Origin of the sequence: Agriterribacter humi, assembly GCF_009192765.1 — a bacterium.
Classification (GTDB): domain Bacteria; phylum Bacteroidota; class Bacteroidia; order Chitinophagales; family Chitinophagaceae; genus Agriterribacter; species Agriterribacter humi.
Window position 1 is genome coordinate 50,682 of sequence record NZ_VOHQ01000008.1, and the last position, 18,605, is coordinate 69,286.

General features: G+C 41.4%; 14 protein-coding genes. 5 read left to right on the plus strand and 9 right to left on the minus strand.

Annotation, left to right across the window (positions count from 1 at the left end; genetic code table 11):
- Positions 1-2: 2 nt before the first annotated feature.
- The 3 genes from leuB (at position 3) to FRX45_RS14350 (ending at position 4,175) form a co-directional block, all read left to right on the plus strand.
- Positions 3-1,079 (plus strand): 3-isopropylmalate dehydrogenase, encoded by a 1,077-nt coding sequence (gene leuB / locus FRX45_RS14340; RefSeq protein ID WP_226805390.1) that lies wholly within the window; start codon positions 3-5, stop codon positions 1,077-1,079.
- A 736-nt stretch (positions 1,080-1,815) separates the two neighbouring features.
- Positions 1,816-2,916, plus strand: coding sequence for a hypothetical protein (locus FRX45_RS14345; RefSeq protein ID WP_226805392.1), 1,101 nt, complete (start codon positions 1,816-1,818; stop codon positions 2,914-2,916).
- Between the two features lie 122 nt (positions 2,917-3,038).
- Entirely contained in the window at positions 3,039-4,175 is a 1,137-nt protein-coding gene (locus tag FRX45_RS14350; RefSeq protein WP_152269134.1) for a TlpA disulfide reductase family protein, read from the plus strand.
- An 816-nt stretch (positions 4,176-4,991) separates the two neighbouring features.
- Here the strand turns inward: FRX45_RS14350 and FRX45_RS14355 are convergent.
- The 6 genes from FRX45_RS14355 to FRX45_RS14380 all read right to left on the minus strand — a co-directional run bounded on the left by FRX45_RS14355 (position 4,992) and on the right by FRX45_RS14380 (position 14,889).
- Complete coding sequence (locus FRX45_RS14355; RefSeq protein WP_193311705.1) at positions 4,992-6,656, minus strand: RagB/SusD family nutrient uptake outer membrane protein; 1,665 nt, start codon at positions 6,654-6,656, stop codon at positions 4,992-4,994.
- Positions 6,657-6,675: 19 nt separating this feature from the next.
- Positions 6,676-9,717 carry a SusC/RagA family TonB-linked outer membrane protein gene (locus tag FRX45_RS14360; protein WP_152269136.1) on the minus strand — a complete coding sequence of 1,014 codons (3,042 nt, stop codon included), beginning with the start codon at positions 9,715-9,717 and terminating at the stop codon, positions 6,676-6,678.
- 204 nt (positions 9,718-9,921) lie between these two features.
- On the minus strand, positions 9,922-11,019 hold the full coding sequence (locus FRX45_RS14365) for a FecR family protein (protein WP_152269137.1): 1,098 nt from the start codon (positions 11,017-11,019) through the stop codon (positions 9,922-9,924).
- A gap of 41 nt (positions 11,020-11,060) precedes the next feature.
- On the minus strand, positions 11,061-11,591 hold the full coding sequence (locus FRX45_RS14370) for a sigma-70 family RNA polymerase sigma factor (protein ID WP_152269138.1): 531 nt from the start codon (positions 11,589-11,591) through the stop codon (positions 11,061-11,063).
- Positions 11,592-12,022: 431 nt separating this feature from the next.
- Positions 12,023-14,062 (minus strand): ComEA family DNA-binding protein, encoded by a 2,040-nt coding sequence (locus FRX45_RS14375; RefSeq protein ID WP_152269139.1) that lies wholly within the window; start codon positions 14,060-14,062, stop codon positions 12,023-12,025.
- Positions 14,059-14,889 (minus strand): hypothetical protein, encoded by an 831-nt coding sequence (locus FRX45_RS14380; RefSeq protein WP_152269140.1) that lies wholly within the window; start codon positions 14,887-14,889, stop codon positions 14,059-14,061. The genes FRX45_RS14375 and FRX45_RS14380 overlap by 4 nt, the downstream gene beginning before the upstream one ends.
- A gap of 169 nt (positions 14,890-15,058) precedes the next feature.
- On the opposite strand from FRX45_RS14380, the gene FRX45_RS14385 reads away from it, so the two are divergent.
- Complete coding sequence (locus tag FRX45_RS14385; protein WP_226805394.1) at positions 15,059-16,204, plus strand: MFS transporter; 1,146 nt, start codon at positions 15,059-15,061, stop codon at positions 16,202-16,204.
- Positions 16,205-16,337: 133 nt separating this feature from the next.
- On the opposite strand, the gene FRX45_RS14390 is transcribed toward FRX45_RS14385, so the two are convergent.
- From FRX45_RS14390 to FRX45_RS14400, 3 genes are all read right to left on the minus strand, one after another.
- The gene (locus FRX45_RS14390) at positions 16,338-16,838 is read right to left on the minus strand and encodes a hypothetical protein (protein ID WP_152269142.1); all 501 of its coding nucleotides are present in this window, start codon (positions 16,836-16,838) and stop codon (positions 16,338-16,340) included.
- A gap of 165 nt (positions 16,839-17,003) precedes the next feature.
- A complete protein-coding gene (locus FRX45_RS14395) occupies positions 17,004-17,450 on the minus strand; it encodes a DUF1573 domain-containing protein (protein ID WP_152269143.1) in 447 nt (148 codons plus the stop codon).
- Between the two features lie 2 nt (positions 17,451-17,452).
- Positions 17,453-17,902, minus strand: coding sequence for a DUF1573 domain-containing protein (locus FRX45_RS14400; RefSeq protein ID WP_152269144.1), 450 nt, complete (start codon positions 17,900-17,902; stop codon positions 17,453-17,455).
- A 244-nt stretch (positions 17,903-18,146) separates the two neighbouring features.
- On the opposite strand from FRX45_RS14400, the gene FRX45_RS14405 reads away from it, so the two are divergent.
- Positions 18,147-18,560, plus strand: a complete 414-nt coding sequence (locus FRX45_RS14405) for a TlpA family protein disulfide reductase (RefSeq protein ID WP_193311706.1) — start codon at positions 18,147-18,149, stop codon at positions 18,558-18,560.
- Positions 18,561-18,605 lie beyond the last annotated feature (45 nt).

Here is an 18,605-nt window from a genome sequence, read left to right on the forward strand (position 1 = left end):
CAGTGATAACAAAAAACATTTTAATTGTTCCCGGCGACGGGATAGGGCAGGAAGTAACAGCAGTTGGTAAAAAAATATTAGATAAAATAGCGGCAAAATTCGGGCATAGCTTTGCTTATGATGAAGCTTTGATTGGTCATGTGGCTATTGAAGCTACAGGAAACCCTTTACCAGATGAATCACTGGAAAAGATGAAACAATCGGATGCGGTATTGTTTGGCGCGGTGGGGCATCCCAAATATGATAATGATCCTTCGGCTAAAGTACGGCCTGAACAAGGGTTGCTTAAAATGAGGAAAGAACTGGGATTGTACGCCAATATCCGCCCCATCAAATTATTTGATGAATTATTAGGTGCATCCAGCATTAAACCGGAAATATTGAAAGGAGCCGATATTATGTTTTTTCGCGAACTAACGGGTGATATTTATTTTGGTGAAAAAGGCAGAAAAAATAATGGCGATACCGCCTTTGATGTGGCAGAATACAGCCGCTATGAAGTAGAACGTATTGCCCGTAAGGCATTTGAAGCTGCAAGAACAAGAAGAAAAAAATTATGCTCGGTTGATAAGGCCAATGTACTTGAAACTTCACGGTTATGGAGAGAAGTAGTACAAAAAATTGCATTGGAATACCCGGATATTGAAGTGGAACACCAGTTTGTAGATGCTACAGCCATGTTGCTGATAAAGAATCCCCGCCGGTTTGATGTTGTGGTTACGGCAAACCTGTTTGGTGATATCCTTACCGATGAAGCTTCTCAGATAGCCGGATCCATGGGTATGCTGGCTTCAGCTTCTATTGGCGATGGCACCGGCGTATACGAACCTATTCATGGATCCGCGCACGATATTACCGGCAAGGGAGTTGCCAATCCCCTTGCTTCCATTTTATCAGCCGCTTTATTATTAGACATTTCTTTTGGCATGAAAGCCGAATCCGAAGCAGTTATCAATGCCGTGGATAAAGTACTTAAATCCGGTTTCCGTACTAAGGACATTGCTGATGCGCAAACGGCTCCCGGTAAAATTTTAGGTACAACCGCAATGGGTGAAGAGGTGTTAAAATACTTGGGTTAAGGAAGATCCAAACACTGGGAAGTGAATGGTGAGTGCAATCCTTGGAAAGCAAGACGATTATTCACTATTGACTACTCGCTATTCACTCAGTATACGATCGTTTACAATTACCATGACAGTTATTATATATAACAAAAGTCCTTCCGTAGAAACGAAAGGATGTTAACGATTGCTTGCTTTATGACTCCGCAGTTACGGGTGGAATCGGACCACCGTAAAAGGACTTGCCGGCCTTTGCCTGTCCACTCGGCCACGTTACTCTTGTTTTCTCCTGCGGTTATGATGTCTGTATTGGTATTTTATCGCGGGCTGAGATAAATGAACAGTTTATGTGTTTCCTCCTTAACAATTAAACGGTCAGCAGAGCGCCATTTTGGGTTCAGTAATAGTAATACCGTCAGTGCCCAAAGCTGGCCCGGGATGTATTTCATATTGTTTAATATTAAGTAAGAAGAGTAACGATTACAGAAGAGGGCGATGGTAAAGCCTTAATATCGCGCCATTGAATTTGTAGTAAGAAGTATGTTGCTGTTGATCATGAGACAAAAATAGGGGAGGTTAATTAGTCTATCAAATTTATAGACTAATATTTTATTCGTTTTTTCAAAAAAGCTATCCGGGCATAAAAAATAATGCAAAATTGTTGATAATATTTTACTGATTACCACGTTTTTAGCGGAATAGAACGTTACTTTGTTTGTTCTTTTTAAAAGATTTTTAAATCATACAATACCCCATGCGTCAGGCACCTGTTAAAACTGTGGGAAACACAACTATGAATGTATCTTCTTTACCCGGCCAATTCTTACGGCCTGCTATCCTTCTTATATCGTTTAATGCATTTTTGCTGCTTTCCAGCAGTTGCGGTCAAACTTATTCGGAAACAGACTCGGCTAAAGATTCTGCCATTGCAAATGTTCAGGAAGATAAAGCACCCGGGCCCCAGGCGCCTGAGCCTATTGATACCGCATTGTATAATCAAAAAAACATTCAGCTTGCTAATGGCGATAGTTCCGGTTTGTGGCCGGTTAATGCACCTTATCCGCTTCCGGGAGCCATTTTTCCGTTTAAAAGAGTTGTTTCTTATTACGGCAACCTGTATTCAAAGCGCATGGGTATCTTGGGCGAATTGCCTCCTGCTCAAATGCTGGCAAAATTAAAAGAAGAAGTGGCTAAGTGGGAAGCTGCCGATACCACAACAGAAGTTTTACCCGCCTTGCATTATATAGCAGTAACTGCACAGGAAAGCCCCGGCAAAGATGGAAAGTACCGTCTGCGGATGCCTTTTCACCAGATTGATTCTGTGCTGAGCATGTCAAAAAGAATTGACGCCATAACATTTATTGATGTGCAAATAGGGTTAAGCACCTTACAACAGGAAATTCCACAATTCGAAAAATATTTAATGATGCCGGATGTGCACCTTGGCATTGATCCTGAATTTTCAATGAAAGGCGGCCATAGGCCGGGAACCGTTATTGGTACCGTTAATGCCGATGATATTAACTATGTTACGGGCTATCTGGCCGAGCTGGTAAAAAAGTACAATCTGCCTCCCAAAATACTGGTGGTACACCGCTTTACGCAGGGTATGGTAACCAATTATAAGCAAATCAAAACCCGCCCCGAAGTGCAGGTTATTATGGATATGGATGGCTGGGGATTGCAGGCACGTAAAATAAATACCTACCGGCAATACATTTACAAAGAACCGGTGCATTACGCCGGGTTTAAAATTTTTTACAAGAACGACTTCAGAGAACCGAATAGTCGCACTATGACGCCCGAAGAAGTGCTGCAATTAAAACCGCGGCCGATATATATTCAATATCAATAGTGAGTGGTGAGTGCACTCATATTTTACTCTGTTAGCCGAAAATTATAACAATGTTTTGCCATCATTGCGGCCAACCGGCGGCACTTAATACTTAATTTCGCAGATTAATAAAAATATTGGACATGCAAAAGCTGTTTATCGCATTAATGTTTGCCTTTATGCTATTATCCTGTGCTGAAGGAGGAAAATCTGCCAGCGATGAAAAATCTCCGGGCGACACGAGCTATCTGTTAACAGCCAACATACAGGGATTAGATAGTGGGTGGGCTTATTTGTATCATGTGGAAAAAGAACAGGAAATACCGGATTCTGCAAAAATTGTAAACGGTAGTTTTGAATTTAAAGGCAACGCGGCTCATCCGGAATTTACCCTTTTGGGTTACGATCAGAATGGACAAAAGAAATTTCCGCTTGGGTTTTTTATTGAAAGTGGAAAACTAACAATTAAAGGATCCCTGGATTCACTGCATAAAGCTGATATCAGTGGATCTGCAACACAGGAAGAGTTTAAGAAATTCAATGAGATGCGCAAGCCTATCGAAGAAAAACAAAAGCAGTTGTACGATCAGTACCAGATGGCTGCAATGCAGGGCGATGCACAGAAAGCCGGCGAAGTTCAGAAACAATATGAGTCGCTGGAAGGGGAAAATAAAGCACTCGTTGCAAAATTTGTAAAAGAAAACCCCACTTCTTATGTTTCGGCTTTTCAACTGGCACAAACTTTTGGATATGATATTGTACCAGCCGATGTTGAACCGCTGTACAATGGATTGGATGAAAAGATTAAAACCTCTCATTTTGGAAGAGCGGTTAAGAAAAGTTTGGATGCGGCCAAAACCACAGCCATTGGGAGTGTGGCGCCAGACTTCACTTTGAATGATATCAATGGTAAGCCGGTGTCATTAGCCGCATACAAGGGAAAATATACACTTGTGGATTTTTGGGCAAGCTGGTGCGGTCCCTGCCGCCAGGAAAATCCAACTGTGGTAAAAGCATATAACACATATAAATCCAAAGGATTTGATATCCTGGGCGTTTCGCTGGATGAAAAGAAAGACAAATGGGAGCAGGCCATTCAGCAGGACAAACTTACCTGGACGCATGTGTCTGACCTTAAAGGATGGGAAAGTGATGCCGCCGCTTTATACGGAATCAAAGCAATCCCCATGAATTATTTATTGGATAAAGAAGGAAAGATCATTGCCAAAAGCCTGAGAGGGGAGGACCTCCTTAAAAAATTAGGTGAAATACTGAACTAATAAACTGATAATGAACGGCAAAAGGTCAAAGGTGAAATTTCATCTCTGACCTTTTTCATTTGGTTTTGCACCATTGTGTGTGTTTATTGAGTAACTGAACCAAAGTTCTACCACCAAGATTCTATTCCATTTGCTTAAGTAAAAATCCTTCTTCTTTGCCCCTGATTAGATTACGAAAAGGGAAAGGGCATTGGTCGGGGCTTTTTCATAAACCAATTTTTGAGAGTTGTCGCCAAATTGTATGCCTATAGATTTACAATTCCCACCAGACCGATATACCAGTTCATACTTCTCACCCAAACGTATAACGTTGTCATCACTCCTGCATACGTTTCTAATTCTTGTAACCTCTTTATTTCAGGGATTTCGTCACTTCGGTACATCCTCTCACACGGTTGGTGAATTCTTCAGTTCTCGAAGCCTGAAAGCGCCTCCTTTCATAGCCATCGTTCGGTTGTTCCACCAGTCAATACTGGATATTTCCTTCTTACTACTATCGTTTGATTTGTACATCAGGAGTCAGCACTTTCACTTGACGGTGAATCAACTAATATGGGATTGTTGGTTACCCGTATCCTTAACTTTTGATTTTTTAAAATCTTCTTTCTGGTTTTGATACGAAGCCTCGTTGCACACATAAATATTTCATTCGCCATTTCAGGTTTTTAAAAGGAAACTAAAAGCAGGAATACCTTTAATCTTGAAAGAATGTCGCCGATGATGGTGGTTTGGCTGATGTATTGTTTTGGCAATCAGTTAAAAAAAGCGTCCCAGGGATCGGGACGCTTTTTATTTATTCCTGCTCATATTAATTGCTTAATAGTTCGGGTTCTGCACCAATGCTTTATTGGTTTCCAATTCCAATTGGGGAATGGGCCACACATTATCTCTGTCTTTTTTAAAGGTCCTTGTTTCTATTACACGCATCATGTCCGCATTCGTTACATTTTCATAATGAGGAAGCCCATTTTCATCCACCCTTGGCGCATTTGAAAGAAAACGATCGCGTATTCTTCCAAGCAAAGGGCCATTCATCACCGTTTCCGCCAGCTCCCAGCGACGGATGTCAAACCATCTCACTCCTTCACCTGCCAGTTCAGACCTTCTTTCTCTGCGAACAATAAACCGCATTTCGTCCTGTGTTTTACCGGCTGCAATGGGCGGCATACTAACGGAAGGTCTTTCGCGAATCAGGTTGATCGCATCGTACACCGATTGGTCAATCTGGTTTAACTCCACTTTGGCCTCAGCATAATTCAATAATATTTCTGCATATCGGAATACAATTACATTTACATCGGGTTGATCAATATTGTTCAAATCTTCCGGGGAAGCATATTTGCGCCATAGGTAACCGGTAAAAGTGGCAAGCGGATTTATAGCATCCGCATTCGCCACACGTTGGGGCACTGCTCCGTTATAATCCCATGTTAACAAACTATCCGGATGCGTTTCAAACACGTAGCCAATGAACCTGGTTTGCGGCAGAACTACGGAAAAGTTTAAACGCGGATCCCTGTTGTCCCAAGGCTTGGCGGGATTATATAACGGCGACTTATCAATCGTTAATCCATCCGTACATTCATAAGAATCTACAACCACCTGGGCCGGAACCTTACTGGAGAAGCCATTCGCTGTCCTGGAATAAAAGCGTCTCGAAATACCATGAGTACCCATGCTCCTCAGGTACTGAATAGCGAATATGATTTCGCGGGAGGTCATACCTGAATAAGTAAAAACTTCCCCATAATTACCGTGTAACTCGTTTGAACCTAGTTGCATCAGGTCGCTGGCTGCTTTTGCAGCAGCATCCCATTTTTTATTAAACAACGCTGTCCTTGATTTAAGTGCCAAAGAAGCGCCTCTTGTAACCCTGCCCATTTGACTGGCAACAACCGGAAGTGCAGAAGCAATCGCATCCATTTCAGAAATAATAAAATTCACCACTTCTTCTTTGGTATTACGGGCCACTTGTGATTCAGCCAGCGAAACCGTCTTGGTCAATAATGGAACGCCACCAAACACTTCATTTAAATAGAAATAATAGTAGGCACGGAGAAAACGTACCTCACCTAACACCCTGTCAAGTTTATCCACTGCCACTACGCCGTTTAGCCGATCCGCATTAGACAGGATAAAATTGCAACGGCTAACACCCACATATAAGGCATCCCAGACCGTTTTGGCATATCCATTATCAGAGGTAGCTATTCCCTTCCCGATAATTTGCAACTGATTGGGGTTTCTTTCCCAGCCATTATCTGAAACATATTCCAGCGTCAAGATAAAGGGCACCGCATCTTCTCCTATAAATTGCAATGGTTGATAACTACCGGTAACGGCCATGTCCAACTCTGCTTCACTGGATAAAAATGTTGCCGTGGAGGGGCTATCGAGTGGAAAACGCTCCAAATATTTCTTGCTGCATGAACTTGCTGTTATTACACCAAGGAAAATAATTATAAATTTTACCTGTTTCATCGTCTTCATGTTTGAGGGGTTAGAAATTAATATTTAAACCTGCGCTAATCACTTTCATTTGCGGATACCAGCCAGCGGATCCATATTCAGTTGTTACAGGCGCTTCTACGTCATAACCATCCCAGTATTTATCCAAGGTGATGAGGTTTTGCGCGCTTACATACAGTCGCAATTGCTGTATTTTCTTAAGGGCAATATTATTGAAAGTATAGCCCAGCTGGATGTTTTTCACGCGCATGTAGGCAGCATTTTTTACCCAGAAAGAAGAGTTTTGGATGTTATTGATTTCACTGTAGGCCAGGCGTGGAAACGTGGCATTCGGATTCGAAGTAGTCCAGCGATCTTTGTGGATTTCAAGCGCGGTACCTCCTTGCCAGAAAGGCATGATGCCACGCCCACCCATATAACCATCAGCTTTGCCTACCCCTTGTAAGAACAACGAAAAGTCGAACCCTTTATACCCCAGATCAACATTGGTGCTATAGCTATAGCGGGGAATAGTGGAACCGATTATTTTTTGATCGGAATTGTTGATGACCTCGTCACCATTCAAATCTTTGTATTTAATATCGCCTGCAGCAACTTTTCCAAATTGAGTAGCGTTCTTTGATACATCGGAAGCATCTGTAAAATAGCCAATTGCTTCGTAACCATAAATAGCTCCAATAGGACTCCCTTCAAAATTTACCAAAAGCCCGGTAGTTTTGCTATCCCTCATATCTAATATTTTGTTTTTAACATCAGACAATGCCAGGGTAAATCCGTAAGTAAAGGCGCCCGCGCGGTTTCGATAATTTACAGATACATCCCATCCCCTGTTTTCCACTACGCCCGCATTTTGATAAGGAGCAGATAGGCCCAGCATACCAGGGACAGGCAATTGCAATAAGATGCCTGTTGTTTTGCGGTAGTAATAATCTGCTGTGACCGTTAATTTGGACCAGAGGTTAAGATCCAGACCGATATTACTAACAGTCGAAGTTTCCCATTGAATATCTTTATTGGCCATATTGCTAATTGCAGCGCCACCAAAAACTGTCTTGTCAAAAGGATAATTGCTGCTGCCAACGCTTACCGACGATACATAAGGATACAAGCCTATGTTCTGGTTGCCCAATTGGCCCCAGGAACCACGAAGTTTCAACTCTTTTATTGCAGAAGACGGGTTATCCATAAACGCTTCTTTACTTATTCTCCAACCCGCAGATACAGAGGGAAAGAAGGCATATTTATTTCCGGCTGCAAACCTCGATGAGCCATCATAACGGGCATTTGCTTCAAACAGGTATTTTTCTTTGTAGTTATAATTAAGGCGACCAAAGCCCGAACGCAGAGCCCAAGACGTCGCTGAACCTGCGTTAGACTGGTTTAACTGATTTCCTGAATTAATCACCTGGTAATCCGGGAAGGTAAATACCTGGCGGTAGGCTGAAATATAACTATCCACCTGGTCTTCCTGTTGCACACCGGCAAGTATCGTTAGCCTGTGATTGGGTGCCACTTCTTTATCAAAATTGACGGTAGCACGCAGGTTATTGTACCAGCTACGGGAAAATTGTTCGTTTAATGAATTGATACCCGGTATGGCCAGGCCTTTCGAAAAATCCGATTTGTACATCTGAATAATGTGGGAAAAAGTTTTCACGCGTGGATCACTATAACGGGGAGCATAGTTTACCTCGGCCCAAAAAAAGTTTACCGGTTTGTATTTTACACTAAGATTTAAAAGTGCCATAAGGTTTTGCTCATGATACAACCCTCCAATTGCTGCACGTGCCAACGGATTTTCACCATTATTACCCTCACCATACAAACCATTGGATAAGATCGCCTGGTTGGTAGCATTGTTCGAACGCAGGAACTGGAATATATAGGGAGTGCCTGAAGGTGGTTGCTTGATATCTGTACGACGCAATGAAAGATCTAATGTTCCACTAAACTGTCTGTTCAATTGTATATCCGTGTTGAAGCGCACGTTGTATCTTTTAAAATTAACATTCGGTACAATTCCGTCCTGGTCCAGGTAACTAAATGAACCCATCATTTTCACTCTTTCACCGCCTGCATTGATGCCTAAATAATGACTTTGCATCATCGCATTTTTCTTTAGTGTAAGATCCTGCCAGTCTGTATCAGGATATTTATCGGAATTGCCGGCAGCGTTTGCTTTGTAATCATCTATCACCTGTTGCGAAAATATAGGCGAGTTGTCTACATTCGTACTGGCCTCGTTTGTCAGGAGCATATGATCCATAGCATTCACAATGTCAGGCAAACCGGTAGGGGATTGAACGCCAACATAGGAATTATAGCTCACCGCCACCCCTCTTTTATTACCTCGCTTGGTAGTGATCAGGATCACGCCATTTGCGGCCCTTGCACCGTATATGGCTGCTGAAGAGGCATCCTTTAATACAGTGATACTTTCAATATCGTTAGGTTCAATATTGTTGATGTCAGATTCTACACCATCCAATATTATTAAAGGGTTAGCGTCACCAAGGGTGCCAATACCCCTTATGCGTATGACGCTGCCATCAAAACCTGGCTGACCAGAACGTTGTGTAACAGTAAGGCCAGGCACAATGCCCTGTAATGCTGTAGATGTTTGTCCCACCGGTTTTTTCGCCAGATCCGCACCTGCAACCGTTGAAATGGAACCGGTAAGATTTACTTTCTTCTGATTGCCGTAACCTACTACCACTACCTCGTCTAAACTACCAGGGGCCGGCTGCATATCCACCAGCATTGAGATGGTTTGGCCATCCACGATTTTATACCCGGTAAGTGTTTGAGAGGTATATCCCACCGAAGAAACTTCAACGGTCAGATTCCCTGCTGGAAGTCGATCAAACTTAAACTTTCCTAAAGTGTCGGAGATAGTTTGATGTAAAATTTTGTCGTTGGCTAGTGCGTTTATTGTTACGAAAGGGAGCGGTATGCCCGAAGCGTTCCGGACCAATCCGGTAACAGAAGGTACTCTTTCCTGTGCCGCCAGGTTAATGGCACAACATATGCACATCAGGAAGTAAAAAACCGGTCTTTTTAAGTTTTTACTCATAAGTTTTGAGTTGGTTAAAATTGAAATAAATGAGATATATCGTTGCTCTTACCTTATACGAAAGTGGCAATCGGTATTCCCTAAAGCATTCCAATTTTATTTTAATCTTTTAGTGCAGGGGAATTCGAGAGAGACTTTTTCAAGTTGGAGATATTATCTATGGGGTTTACTCACCCTGATTTTAAACATCTAATTAAGTACGGCTTATCTGGATGGAATTTGAACGATAAAAATATTATTAGCAGTATCCTGCTTCAATTGCAGTTCGTTCATAATGGCAATGTTTTGCAATATTTGATGAATGCTCTCATTTTTATGCACAGTTCCTACAAAGCGAATACGTGAAATATATTTGGTAGGATATATTATTTTCACTTTATAAGCAGCAGACATATAGTCCAGAACTTTGGGGAGCATTTCCCCATTAAATTGTATACTTGACTCTGTTTCGATACGACGTTCAGAAAGGATTGCTACATTTTCGGGTCGGGTTGCTGTTTCCCGATTACCTGCAGCTATTGAAGGTGCTTTATTCTCATCCTTAGCAATCGTACTATATATTTTAGTGAATATATTATTAGAACGATTAAAACTTATGACGTCACCGGCGACAAGGTAATATTGTTCATTCTTGTCATTCTCTTCCTTTGCAGATCGACGCACCAGTACTTTACCTTCCATTAGCTCTACCAGTACATTCCCAGACTTAGTATTGCTTACTCTAAATTTTGTACCTAATGCAGTAGTAGCAACTTCTTTGCAAAAGACGGTGAAAGGCCGTTTTGAATCCTTAGAAATTTTAAATATAGCAGTTCCCTCCAATTGGATAGTGCGTCTGCCAGGTTCAAAATTTCTCGGATAACTTATTTTACCGCCTGCAGATAACTCAACAACCGAACTGTCTGACAGTACTATTTTTTCTGCAACCGGGGAATCATTGAACCGAATGATCAAATCGGGAGATCCGGTGAATTTTTGGGCAGAAATTTGCGGTTGCTTGTTTAAAAAATACATTTCAGTCATCCAAAACGATAAAAACAATACGATGACAGAGGCCGCGGCATACCCCATCCTCTTATAAAAAATAATATCTTTAGCCTTTGCTGCTTTGTATTTCCTGTTCAAAAATTCAGATTCATGTTCACTCCCATTTTCATTACTACCAACAAACGCTTTCCATTCTTCTTCAGCAAAATAGTGCGTATACTCAGACGGGTTATTTACCAAAGATTCATAAATATCTTTTTTTTCTTCCGGGGAAGAGGCTTTATCAAAATATTTTTTTATTAATTTTTCAATCACGTTTAAACCGATTAAGTATTATATATAATGGTGGTCAGCACTTAGCGAAGTGATTTAAGCCTTGCTCTTGCTTTTGGTAAAGCAAGTTCCATATGCTTGTTAACTGTTTTTATAGATATAGACAGTAAGGAAGAAATTTCCTTATAACTCAACCTTTGTTCTACTCTTAAACTGAAAATTTTTTTGCGCATGGGTGGCATTTTTTCTGTGATAATTTGCAGTATTATATTAACATCGTGCATTTCCATTGGGAGGCCATCGGCAACCTCTTCCAGCCCGCTTTTAGAGAGTCCTTCCAATTTTAACCTTTCACTTTCCGTTTTTCGCAACACATCAATAAGCGTTGTTTTAGCCATGCGAAATATCTGCGTGGAAAGCTGCCACTCTTCACTTAAACTTTCGCGGTATTCCCATAACTTAATGAAAGTTAACTGGGTTACCTCTTTGGCATAATATGCAGAGCCTGTTTTCGTATATATAAAATTATGCAGTTTCGATTGGTAAAAAGAAAATACAAATTTAAAAGCATCCAAAGAGCCCTGTTTTATGTCTTTGACAAGCAGCTGTTCCATTTAAATGAAGAATTTGAACTAAAGATATTTTTAGTTTGATCAAAAACCTAATTTTTAAAATTCACCGCCCAGATGGCATCATTGATCCAGGAAGCGATGAGTATTTAGTCACTTTCCTTTGAGGAGGGCGCTTTTTCCGGTCTTTTTCCAAATAATTGAAATCACGCAGGTGCATATTGAAAAGGTATTCACTGTCCCTGGCGCGGAACCTAAAATCCACGCGATCAATCCTTTTAAGCTCGTTTAAGACCGGGTCACTGGATCAGCCAGAGGGATAGCTCGACGCTTCAAAAACCGGGATTGCAGTTTTCCCCGGACTGGTGAAACTCTGGTTTGTAAACATGTAATCGTTCTTAAAATTGAAAGTCCCAAATTGTGGTCTCCAGTAAGGAGCTTTGCGCGTAAAGCACTGCCGCTTCCTTCAGCGCATTTTAAAACGTTGCATACAGCAGCACTCTTATCTCCGATTTTTTGTTCCCATTAATTTCATCCAACCCACTGCCAACGGAATCTTTATTGCTATAAATCAGTTGCCCCCATTTAAGCCACACGCTCATGTATTTGTTTAGTTTATACCTGGCGTTGATATAATATCTTGATCCTTTGTTGTAAAACACAGGAACGGCATAATAGTAAAGCACGTCATTTTCATAGGCATATAACCTGGAATTGTAACTGTCACTTTCAAAATATTGCAGGCGCATATTAACACTGAGGCTGCTTTGAGGCGGCTTATAAAAAACATCAAAAAAGGCCAGGAAACCTTTTTCAGGATTTTCTTTCTCAGGATTGTACCACAATAATTCAAACCGCTGTCTTATGGAAAATGTTTTGTTTACCTGGTGATTGATCTGCGTACGCCATGAACGGTTAAAAAAGGTAATTACTTCATTCATGGCGTTGGTTTCCATTGTTTGATTGATCGCTTTTTGACGACTCCTGTAGCGCGTATACATTTCAGTTTGTTTGGAAGGCTTGCAGCCAATCTGAACGAAATAATCCCTGCCATAAGATGGCGCATCTGTACGGTATTTCAACCAGGGAAACCGATAAACATCAGCATACAAATTAATATTCCATGCAGGGGCAGGCTTTAAAGAAAGTCCGGCAAACAAACCCTGTTCATTTGAAACCGATGTGTTTACTGTAAATGCATTACCATAAAAGGCCTGGTAGGATTTTGAAATGCTTCGGTGGAGCAGGGAAATATCTGCTTTGGGATGAACACTGATCAATATGCCATTTATTGTTGCTTTATTAAATTGGTTATCTACAGCAAATTCTCCGAAAGCATGCATGTTTCTTAGCGTAAAGCCATAGTCTATACTGTAATTGCCGTTATCCTTTCCTTTTAACGCGTATAAGTTATACGGATCATCTTCTTTTTGAATCTTTTTGCTGAAATGATATCGCAGCATGTTTAAGCCCACATTCCAATGGCGCTGCCTGTGCACGAGGCTCGCTCCATAGGCCAATTGACGCAGGCTTTGCCGGTCTCTTCTTTCGCTTTGTGTACGGTGGTATCCGGAAGTATGAATGGATGATATAAAATCTTCACCGTTTGCCGGATCCGGATTTATTCTGGCATCCAGTTTTCTCAGCGAAATAAAAGCAGTTCCCTGCCACTTGTTTTTTTCAACCGTGATAGCGGCGCCCCGGTGAAAATAGAAAGCGCCTGATGAGTTGTATGGACGTACGGCCGGAGCTTGTTTCTTTGTGTTCACTACAGTAGCGCCTTTTCCAAAAGCCAGGCCCTGCCAGTGAATAAGCCCCTGTCCCATATTTATTGTATAGTCGCCCAATGCCAAAGCTTTAACCACCCCTATATTTCTTACAAAAAAATGAAAGGAATAAAAGTCAAAACCATCCGCTTTTTTAAGTATAGGCTCTCCTGCGTCTTTTGAAATGGTTAAACCGTATTGCAAAAGATTTTTGTACTGGTATTTGTAGCGAAACATCAGTCTCACCGGATTGCCTGAATAAGAGCTGCGTGAACTGTCTTTTACGAGGTATCCTTTTGCTTTTTCCATAACACGTGAGTACCGCATCACCAGGTAGTGGTTTCCCTTGTTAATCCGTTTCAATAGTTTCTCTTTTGTAAAAGCAGGTTCTGCAACAGTAATATAAGGCAATAGTTTTTGAATGAGTGGTATATCCCAGCCCGGTACCGATTGTAATTCATAGGTGCTGATCAGCCTGCCCAATATATTTCTGTAATTCATGAAATTATTCATCTGCAAAGCAGATAGCAATTGCAATTCTGTAAGATCTGATGCCGTAGCGGTATTAAGATTGAGCGGGTCTTTTTTCCGGTATTCGAGGTGTTGCCACCAGCTGTCATCCGTGGTTTCAGCATCTTCAAGCCCTTCAGTTATATTTTCCAGTTGTTGTTCTGTTTCCGCCGTGGGCTCGTCCTGTGCCTGTAAACACAAAGGAAAAAGCAAACACATTATGGCAGTATACCGGTTCATCCCTTTGTTTTTTTGTTAAGCTGGTACAACAATAACAGCCCCGGGGATGTGCCCAATTGCTGATGGAAACCAACGGAGAAGTCCATACGCAGTTGCCTGTATAAATAACCTATTCCAAAATAGCAGGTGGAAGTACCTGTAAATATACCTGCCCGTGCAAACAATTGTTTTATTGGCCTGTACTGCAATCCTGCATGCACATTTACGTCTTTGTCTTTTTCTTTTATTACTTCCAGTTGTGTAAAAAAGGAAGCGGATATCTCATACCCTAGTCCAACTTTATATACAGAAGCGATTTTTTCACCGGTGTTTTTTCCCAGCGGGCTGCTTAAAGGGTTGTATATGGATACACCGGTATGCAACTGGTCGCTGATATGTATGATTGTTCCTAATTCAAAATTTATTGCGGAAGCCTTCAGGTATGAAGGAATGCGCAGACTATAATAATTGAATTTGGCCCCTATTCCCGCTTTGTTGCTCAGCGGTATGGCATAGGCAATACCAACCTGTGATTCATTGTATGCATCATAGCCGAAATAATCTGCCTGCAGGGCGAAATTGCCGGAAGATGTGGGGATGGCAATAGCAGCTGTGTACAGGCTTGTTTCGTCCAGCATAAATTTTCTTTCTCCATATACACCGGCGCTAAAGTTGGTTAGTGCCGATAGTGCTGCAATATTGGAAGAAAGGGAAAATGCATCCGTAAAATTTTTACTGTAAGCGCCCGAAGAAGAATAATAAGATGCCACGGGCGTGTGTGTGGTTTGTGTGAAGCCATTAAAGGTTAGGCAAAGCAATGCCGCAGTAAGCAGGTTAGCGCTTTTCATTGTCCGGTGTTTGACAGTTAAGATAAAGAAAAATATTGAGCTGTGAAAATATTCAAATGGGTATTAAATATCGACTGAATTCCATACTGGCTAACGATAAAATTAATGATCAATAAATAGTTTGATTTTCGCTTTCACCTAACTTAGTTGTATCATTATGCTGTCATCTATGGCTATACAATCACCGGCAAGGGCTGCCCGAATTGCCGTTAGCGCTTTCTTTTTTTTGGCTGGTTTTTGTTTTGCAAGCTGGGCTTCACGCATACCTGATATTCAGCAAAAATTGAACTTAAACGAGGCGGGCCTGGGAATGGTGCTGCTGTCCCTCCCCGTCGGCCTGATGGTTAGCCTGCCGGTATCGGGCTTTGTGGTGGCGCGTTATGGAAGCAGGCATACAGCTATTATTGCTGGCTTGTTGTATGCCATTTTACTGCCTTTTTTAGGAATTGTTGCATTGGTGTGGCAACTGGTGATTATCCTGTTTCTTTTTGGCTTTGCCGGAAACTTGCTCAATATTTCTATGAATACACAGGGTGTAAGCGTAGAAGCGTTATATGGCAGATCTATCATGGCCTCTTTTCACGGAGTATGGAGTGTAGCTGGTTTTAGCGGCGCCGCTGTTGGAACGCTCATGCTTTCCTCATCTATTTCTCCTTTTCTGCATTTTTGCATCATTACTATGCTGGTATGCTGCCTCGTTATGGTGGCGTATAAATATTTACTCGCAAAAGATATTCATTCAGACAGCAAGACACCGGTTTTTGCAAAACCGGACAGTGCACTGTTAAAATTAGGACTCATCGCTTTTTGTTGCATGGTATGCGAAGGCACCATGTTCGACTGGAGCGGCATTTACTTCGTTAAGGAGGTGCAGGTTCCTAAATCGCTTACAACTTTGGGTTACGTAGCATTTATGACTACTATGGCGTGTGGTCGGTTTGCCGGCGACTGGATGTCTGTTAAAATAGGTAAGAAAAATATGATAAGAATGAGTGGTTTGCTTATTGCGGGCGGATTAATGCTTGCTGTTGTGTTACCATATATAGTGCCTGCTACCATCGGTTTTCTGATAACAGGCCTGGGCGTATCTTCTGTTGTTCCCCTGGTATACAGTACGGCCGGGAAATCGGGCAAAGTAGCTGCTGGCGTTGCACTTGCCGCCGTTTCCACCATTGGCTACCTGGGATTTTTGTTTGGTCCCCCAGCTATTGGATTGATAGCCGAGGCATTTAGTTTGAGATGGTCATTTGCCCTTATTGCCTTTCTGGGATTGGGCGTTACATTGCTTGCCGGATTTGCTAAGATTAAAGATTGAGTAGCAAAAACGAAGGATATTGTTTTTATAGTCCCTTTTGTATTTCCGGTATTCTGATAAAATGAAAAACCAGGACATATATACCTGGCCTGGTTTTGAACGCTGCTTTTTAAGCGTATCCGCATAGTGCATCTTATTTCATCATTTCAAAAAAAGATACTTCTCCGTCTGGCTTTACCTGGAGGATTAGTGGCTCGCGCTGGTCATTCCTTTTTAATGATACAAAATAATTGATATTGCTTTCGTAAGGTACCAGTGGAAATAAGTCATTCAGGTTTTCTTCCCGATCATTGTAAACAATTGTTCTTTCGATAGTATAGTCTTTATACTGTTTTGCAATTGTTTTGCGTGCCGATTCAGGCAAATCGCTATACCTAACGTCATGAGTAGTGCCTGCGAGTTGGCCGTCCCAGTCGTAAAAAGCATGCATAAGGGTGCCATCCTTTGTAAATATGGCTTCGCTGTATTGCTGGTCCCTGCGCCATTGTACCGTTTTGATGTTGGGAAAATCGGACTGGAAATCCTGTTTTGCCATAAAGGTTGCTTTTTGTTTATCTGCATTGTGGGAGTCATTGGCAAAGGAAACGGTGCAGATCAGTGCAGCCATCAGTATGGTCAATCCTGTCTTTTTCATAACTGTTTTTTTTAAGATTATTAAATTCGGTTTACACGTATACCGACTGATGATTGGCTCGCAATGTTTATTGCTGCATTGTTAATCAGATGTTTTTACAGGCGATATGGCAATAAAAATCCCCGTTGCATTTGCAACGGGGATTTTTATTAATGAAGCAGCGTATTATTTACTGCCTTTGTTTTTTTTCTTTTCAGACTCATATTTGGCGTATGCTTCGGCGCTCAGCACATTTCCCGTGATCCTTAATTCAAGGGGGATGTCTATGCCCTGCACCTTTACATATACCGTTTTGTCGAATTCACCTGCAGCCGCAGCATTGAATCCTGCTTTAATAATATTGCTTTTTCCTTTGGCAACCGGCTGTTCAGGTTTGGTTGGTGTAGTACAGCCACAGGAAGCCCATGCATTTTCTATCACCACGGGTTTATCACTGGTGTTTTGAAAAGTAAAGTCGTAAGTAACAGGAACACCCTGTTTGATCTTTCCAAAGTCGTGTTTCTTTTCTTTAAAACTGATCAGGTCTTCTGCTTTTTGTTTGCCTTCGGTTTTCTGTGCCACGGCCCAGGAAGTTATGGCAAATGCTGCCATGGTAAATAACAGTTTCTTCATATTTAATGGTTTATATTTTTTAATAACTGTACACTTGCGTTAGCAGGAGCAGGGTCGGCAGGTGTTTGCCAAACTTCTCCCTTTATATACAATAGTTTTGTTTTCCCTGAGTTGTAAAAAACAGTAATCGCTTTTTCAAATTCTCCTTTAACGGCTGCATTATATCCTACCGTAATTTTCTTTGATGCTCCCGGAGCTATACGGTCGTGGCTCCATTCAGGAGTGGTGCAACCACAGGATGCCTGAACATTTTCAATTTGAAGAGGTTCTTTCCCGGTGTTCACTACTTCAAAGATATGCGTTACCGGTTTTCCCTGTGGAATTTTTCCAAAATCATACCGCGTTTCCTTTACCGACAATACATCGCCGGCTTTCGCCTGGCTGGTGCTGTTCTGTGCCTGCACAAAAGAAGCCAAACCCAGTATAACTAAAAGTGTGTAAAGCTTTTGCATTGTGATTTCGTTTGCGTATGCTGCTACAACGTTAATGCAAATCTACATATTGTTGGGCAAGAACGTTAAAATGCTGTTTAAACTGACATTTTTTTAACAAGCTTCTCCCTTAACTTGTGGTTTACATTTTCATTGCTATTTTTAATGAAAATTGAACAAAATGCGATACTGGTCATTTCTGGTTCTTCTGTGCCTTTGCTGCAAACTAAGTATTGGGCAAAATGATACGTCCAAAACCAAGCCTTTGTATACCCAGTATCCTTTGCCACAATTTTCGATTTTGCTCACCGACAGTACCACATGGTATACCAAAAATGATTTGCCCAAAAAAAAGAAGACCATTATCATGTTGTTTAGTCCGGATTGCGATCATTGCAAACATGAAACTGAACTGATAAAAAAGAACATAAAACAACTTGCCAATTCCCAGGTTGTAATGATAACAACCCTGCCTTTTGATAAGATGGTGCAGTTTTATAAAGACTTTGATCTGGCCAAATTTAAGAACATTACCGTAGGTCGCGATACCAGGTTTTTCTTTCCCAACTATTTTAAAATACACTACCTGCCTTTTCTGGCCATCTACGACAAAAAATACAAACTACTTAAAACTTTTGAAGGCACGCCCAAATGGGAGGATATGATGGAATATCTTTAACGCCATCTCTCTGCATTGTATATTTTGAGTTTCGCAAATCTAACA

Excerpts from the sequence above, each read along its gene's own strand:
- FRX45_RS14345 (WP_226805392.1), top strand. The coding sequence starts at position 1,816 with ATGCGTCAGGCACCTGTTAAAACTGTGGGAAACACAACTATGAATGTA.
- FRX45_RS14350 (WP_152269134.1), top strand. The coding sequence starts at position 3,039 with ATGCAAAAGCTGTTTATCGCATTAATGTTTGCCTTTATGCTATTATCC.
- FRX45_RS14355 (WP_193311705.1), bottom strand. The coding sequence starts at position 6,656 with ATGAAACAGGTAAAATTTATAATTATTTTCCTTGGTGTAATAACAGCA.
- FRX45_RS14360 (WP_152269136.1), bottom strand. The coding sequence starts at position 9,717 with ATGAGTAAAAACTTAAAAAGACCGGTTTTTTACTTCCTGATGTGCATA.
- FRX45_RS14370 (WP_152269138.1), bottom strand. The coding sequence starts at position 11,591 with ATGGAACAGCTGCTTGTCAAAGACATAAAACAGGGCTCTTTGGATGCT.
- FRX45_RS14375 (WP_152269139.1), bottom strand. The coding sequence starts at position 14,062 with ATGAACCGGTATACTGCCATAATGTGTTTGCTTTTTCCTTTGTGTTTA.
- FRX45_RS14380 (WP_152269140.1), bottom strand. The coding sequence starts at position 14,889 with ATGAAAAGCGCTAACCTGCTTACTGCGGCATTGCTTTGCCTAACCTTT.
- FRX45_RS14385 (WP_226805394.1), top strand. The coding sequence starts at position 15,059 with ATGGCTATACAATCACCGGCAAGGGCTGCCCGAATTGCCGTTAGCGCT.
- FRX45_RS14390 (WP_152269142.1), bottom strand. The coding sequence starts at position 16,838 with ATGAAAAAGACAGGATTGACCATACTGATGGCTGCACTGATCTGCACC.
- FRX45_RS14395 (WP_152269143.1), bottom strand. The coding sequence starts at position 17,450 with ATGAAGAAACTGTTATTTACCATGGCAGCATTTGCCATAACTTCCTGG.
- FRX45_RS14400 (WP_152269144.1), bottom strand. The coding sequence starts at position 17,902 with ATGCAAAAGCTTTACACACTTTTAGTTATACTGGGTTTGGCTTCTTTT.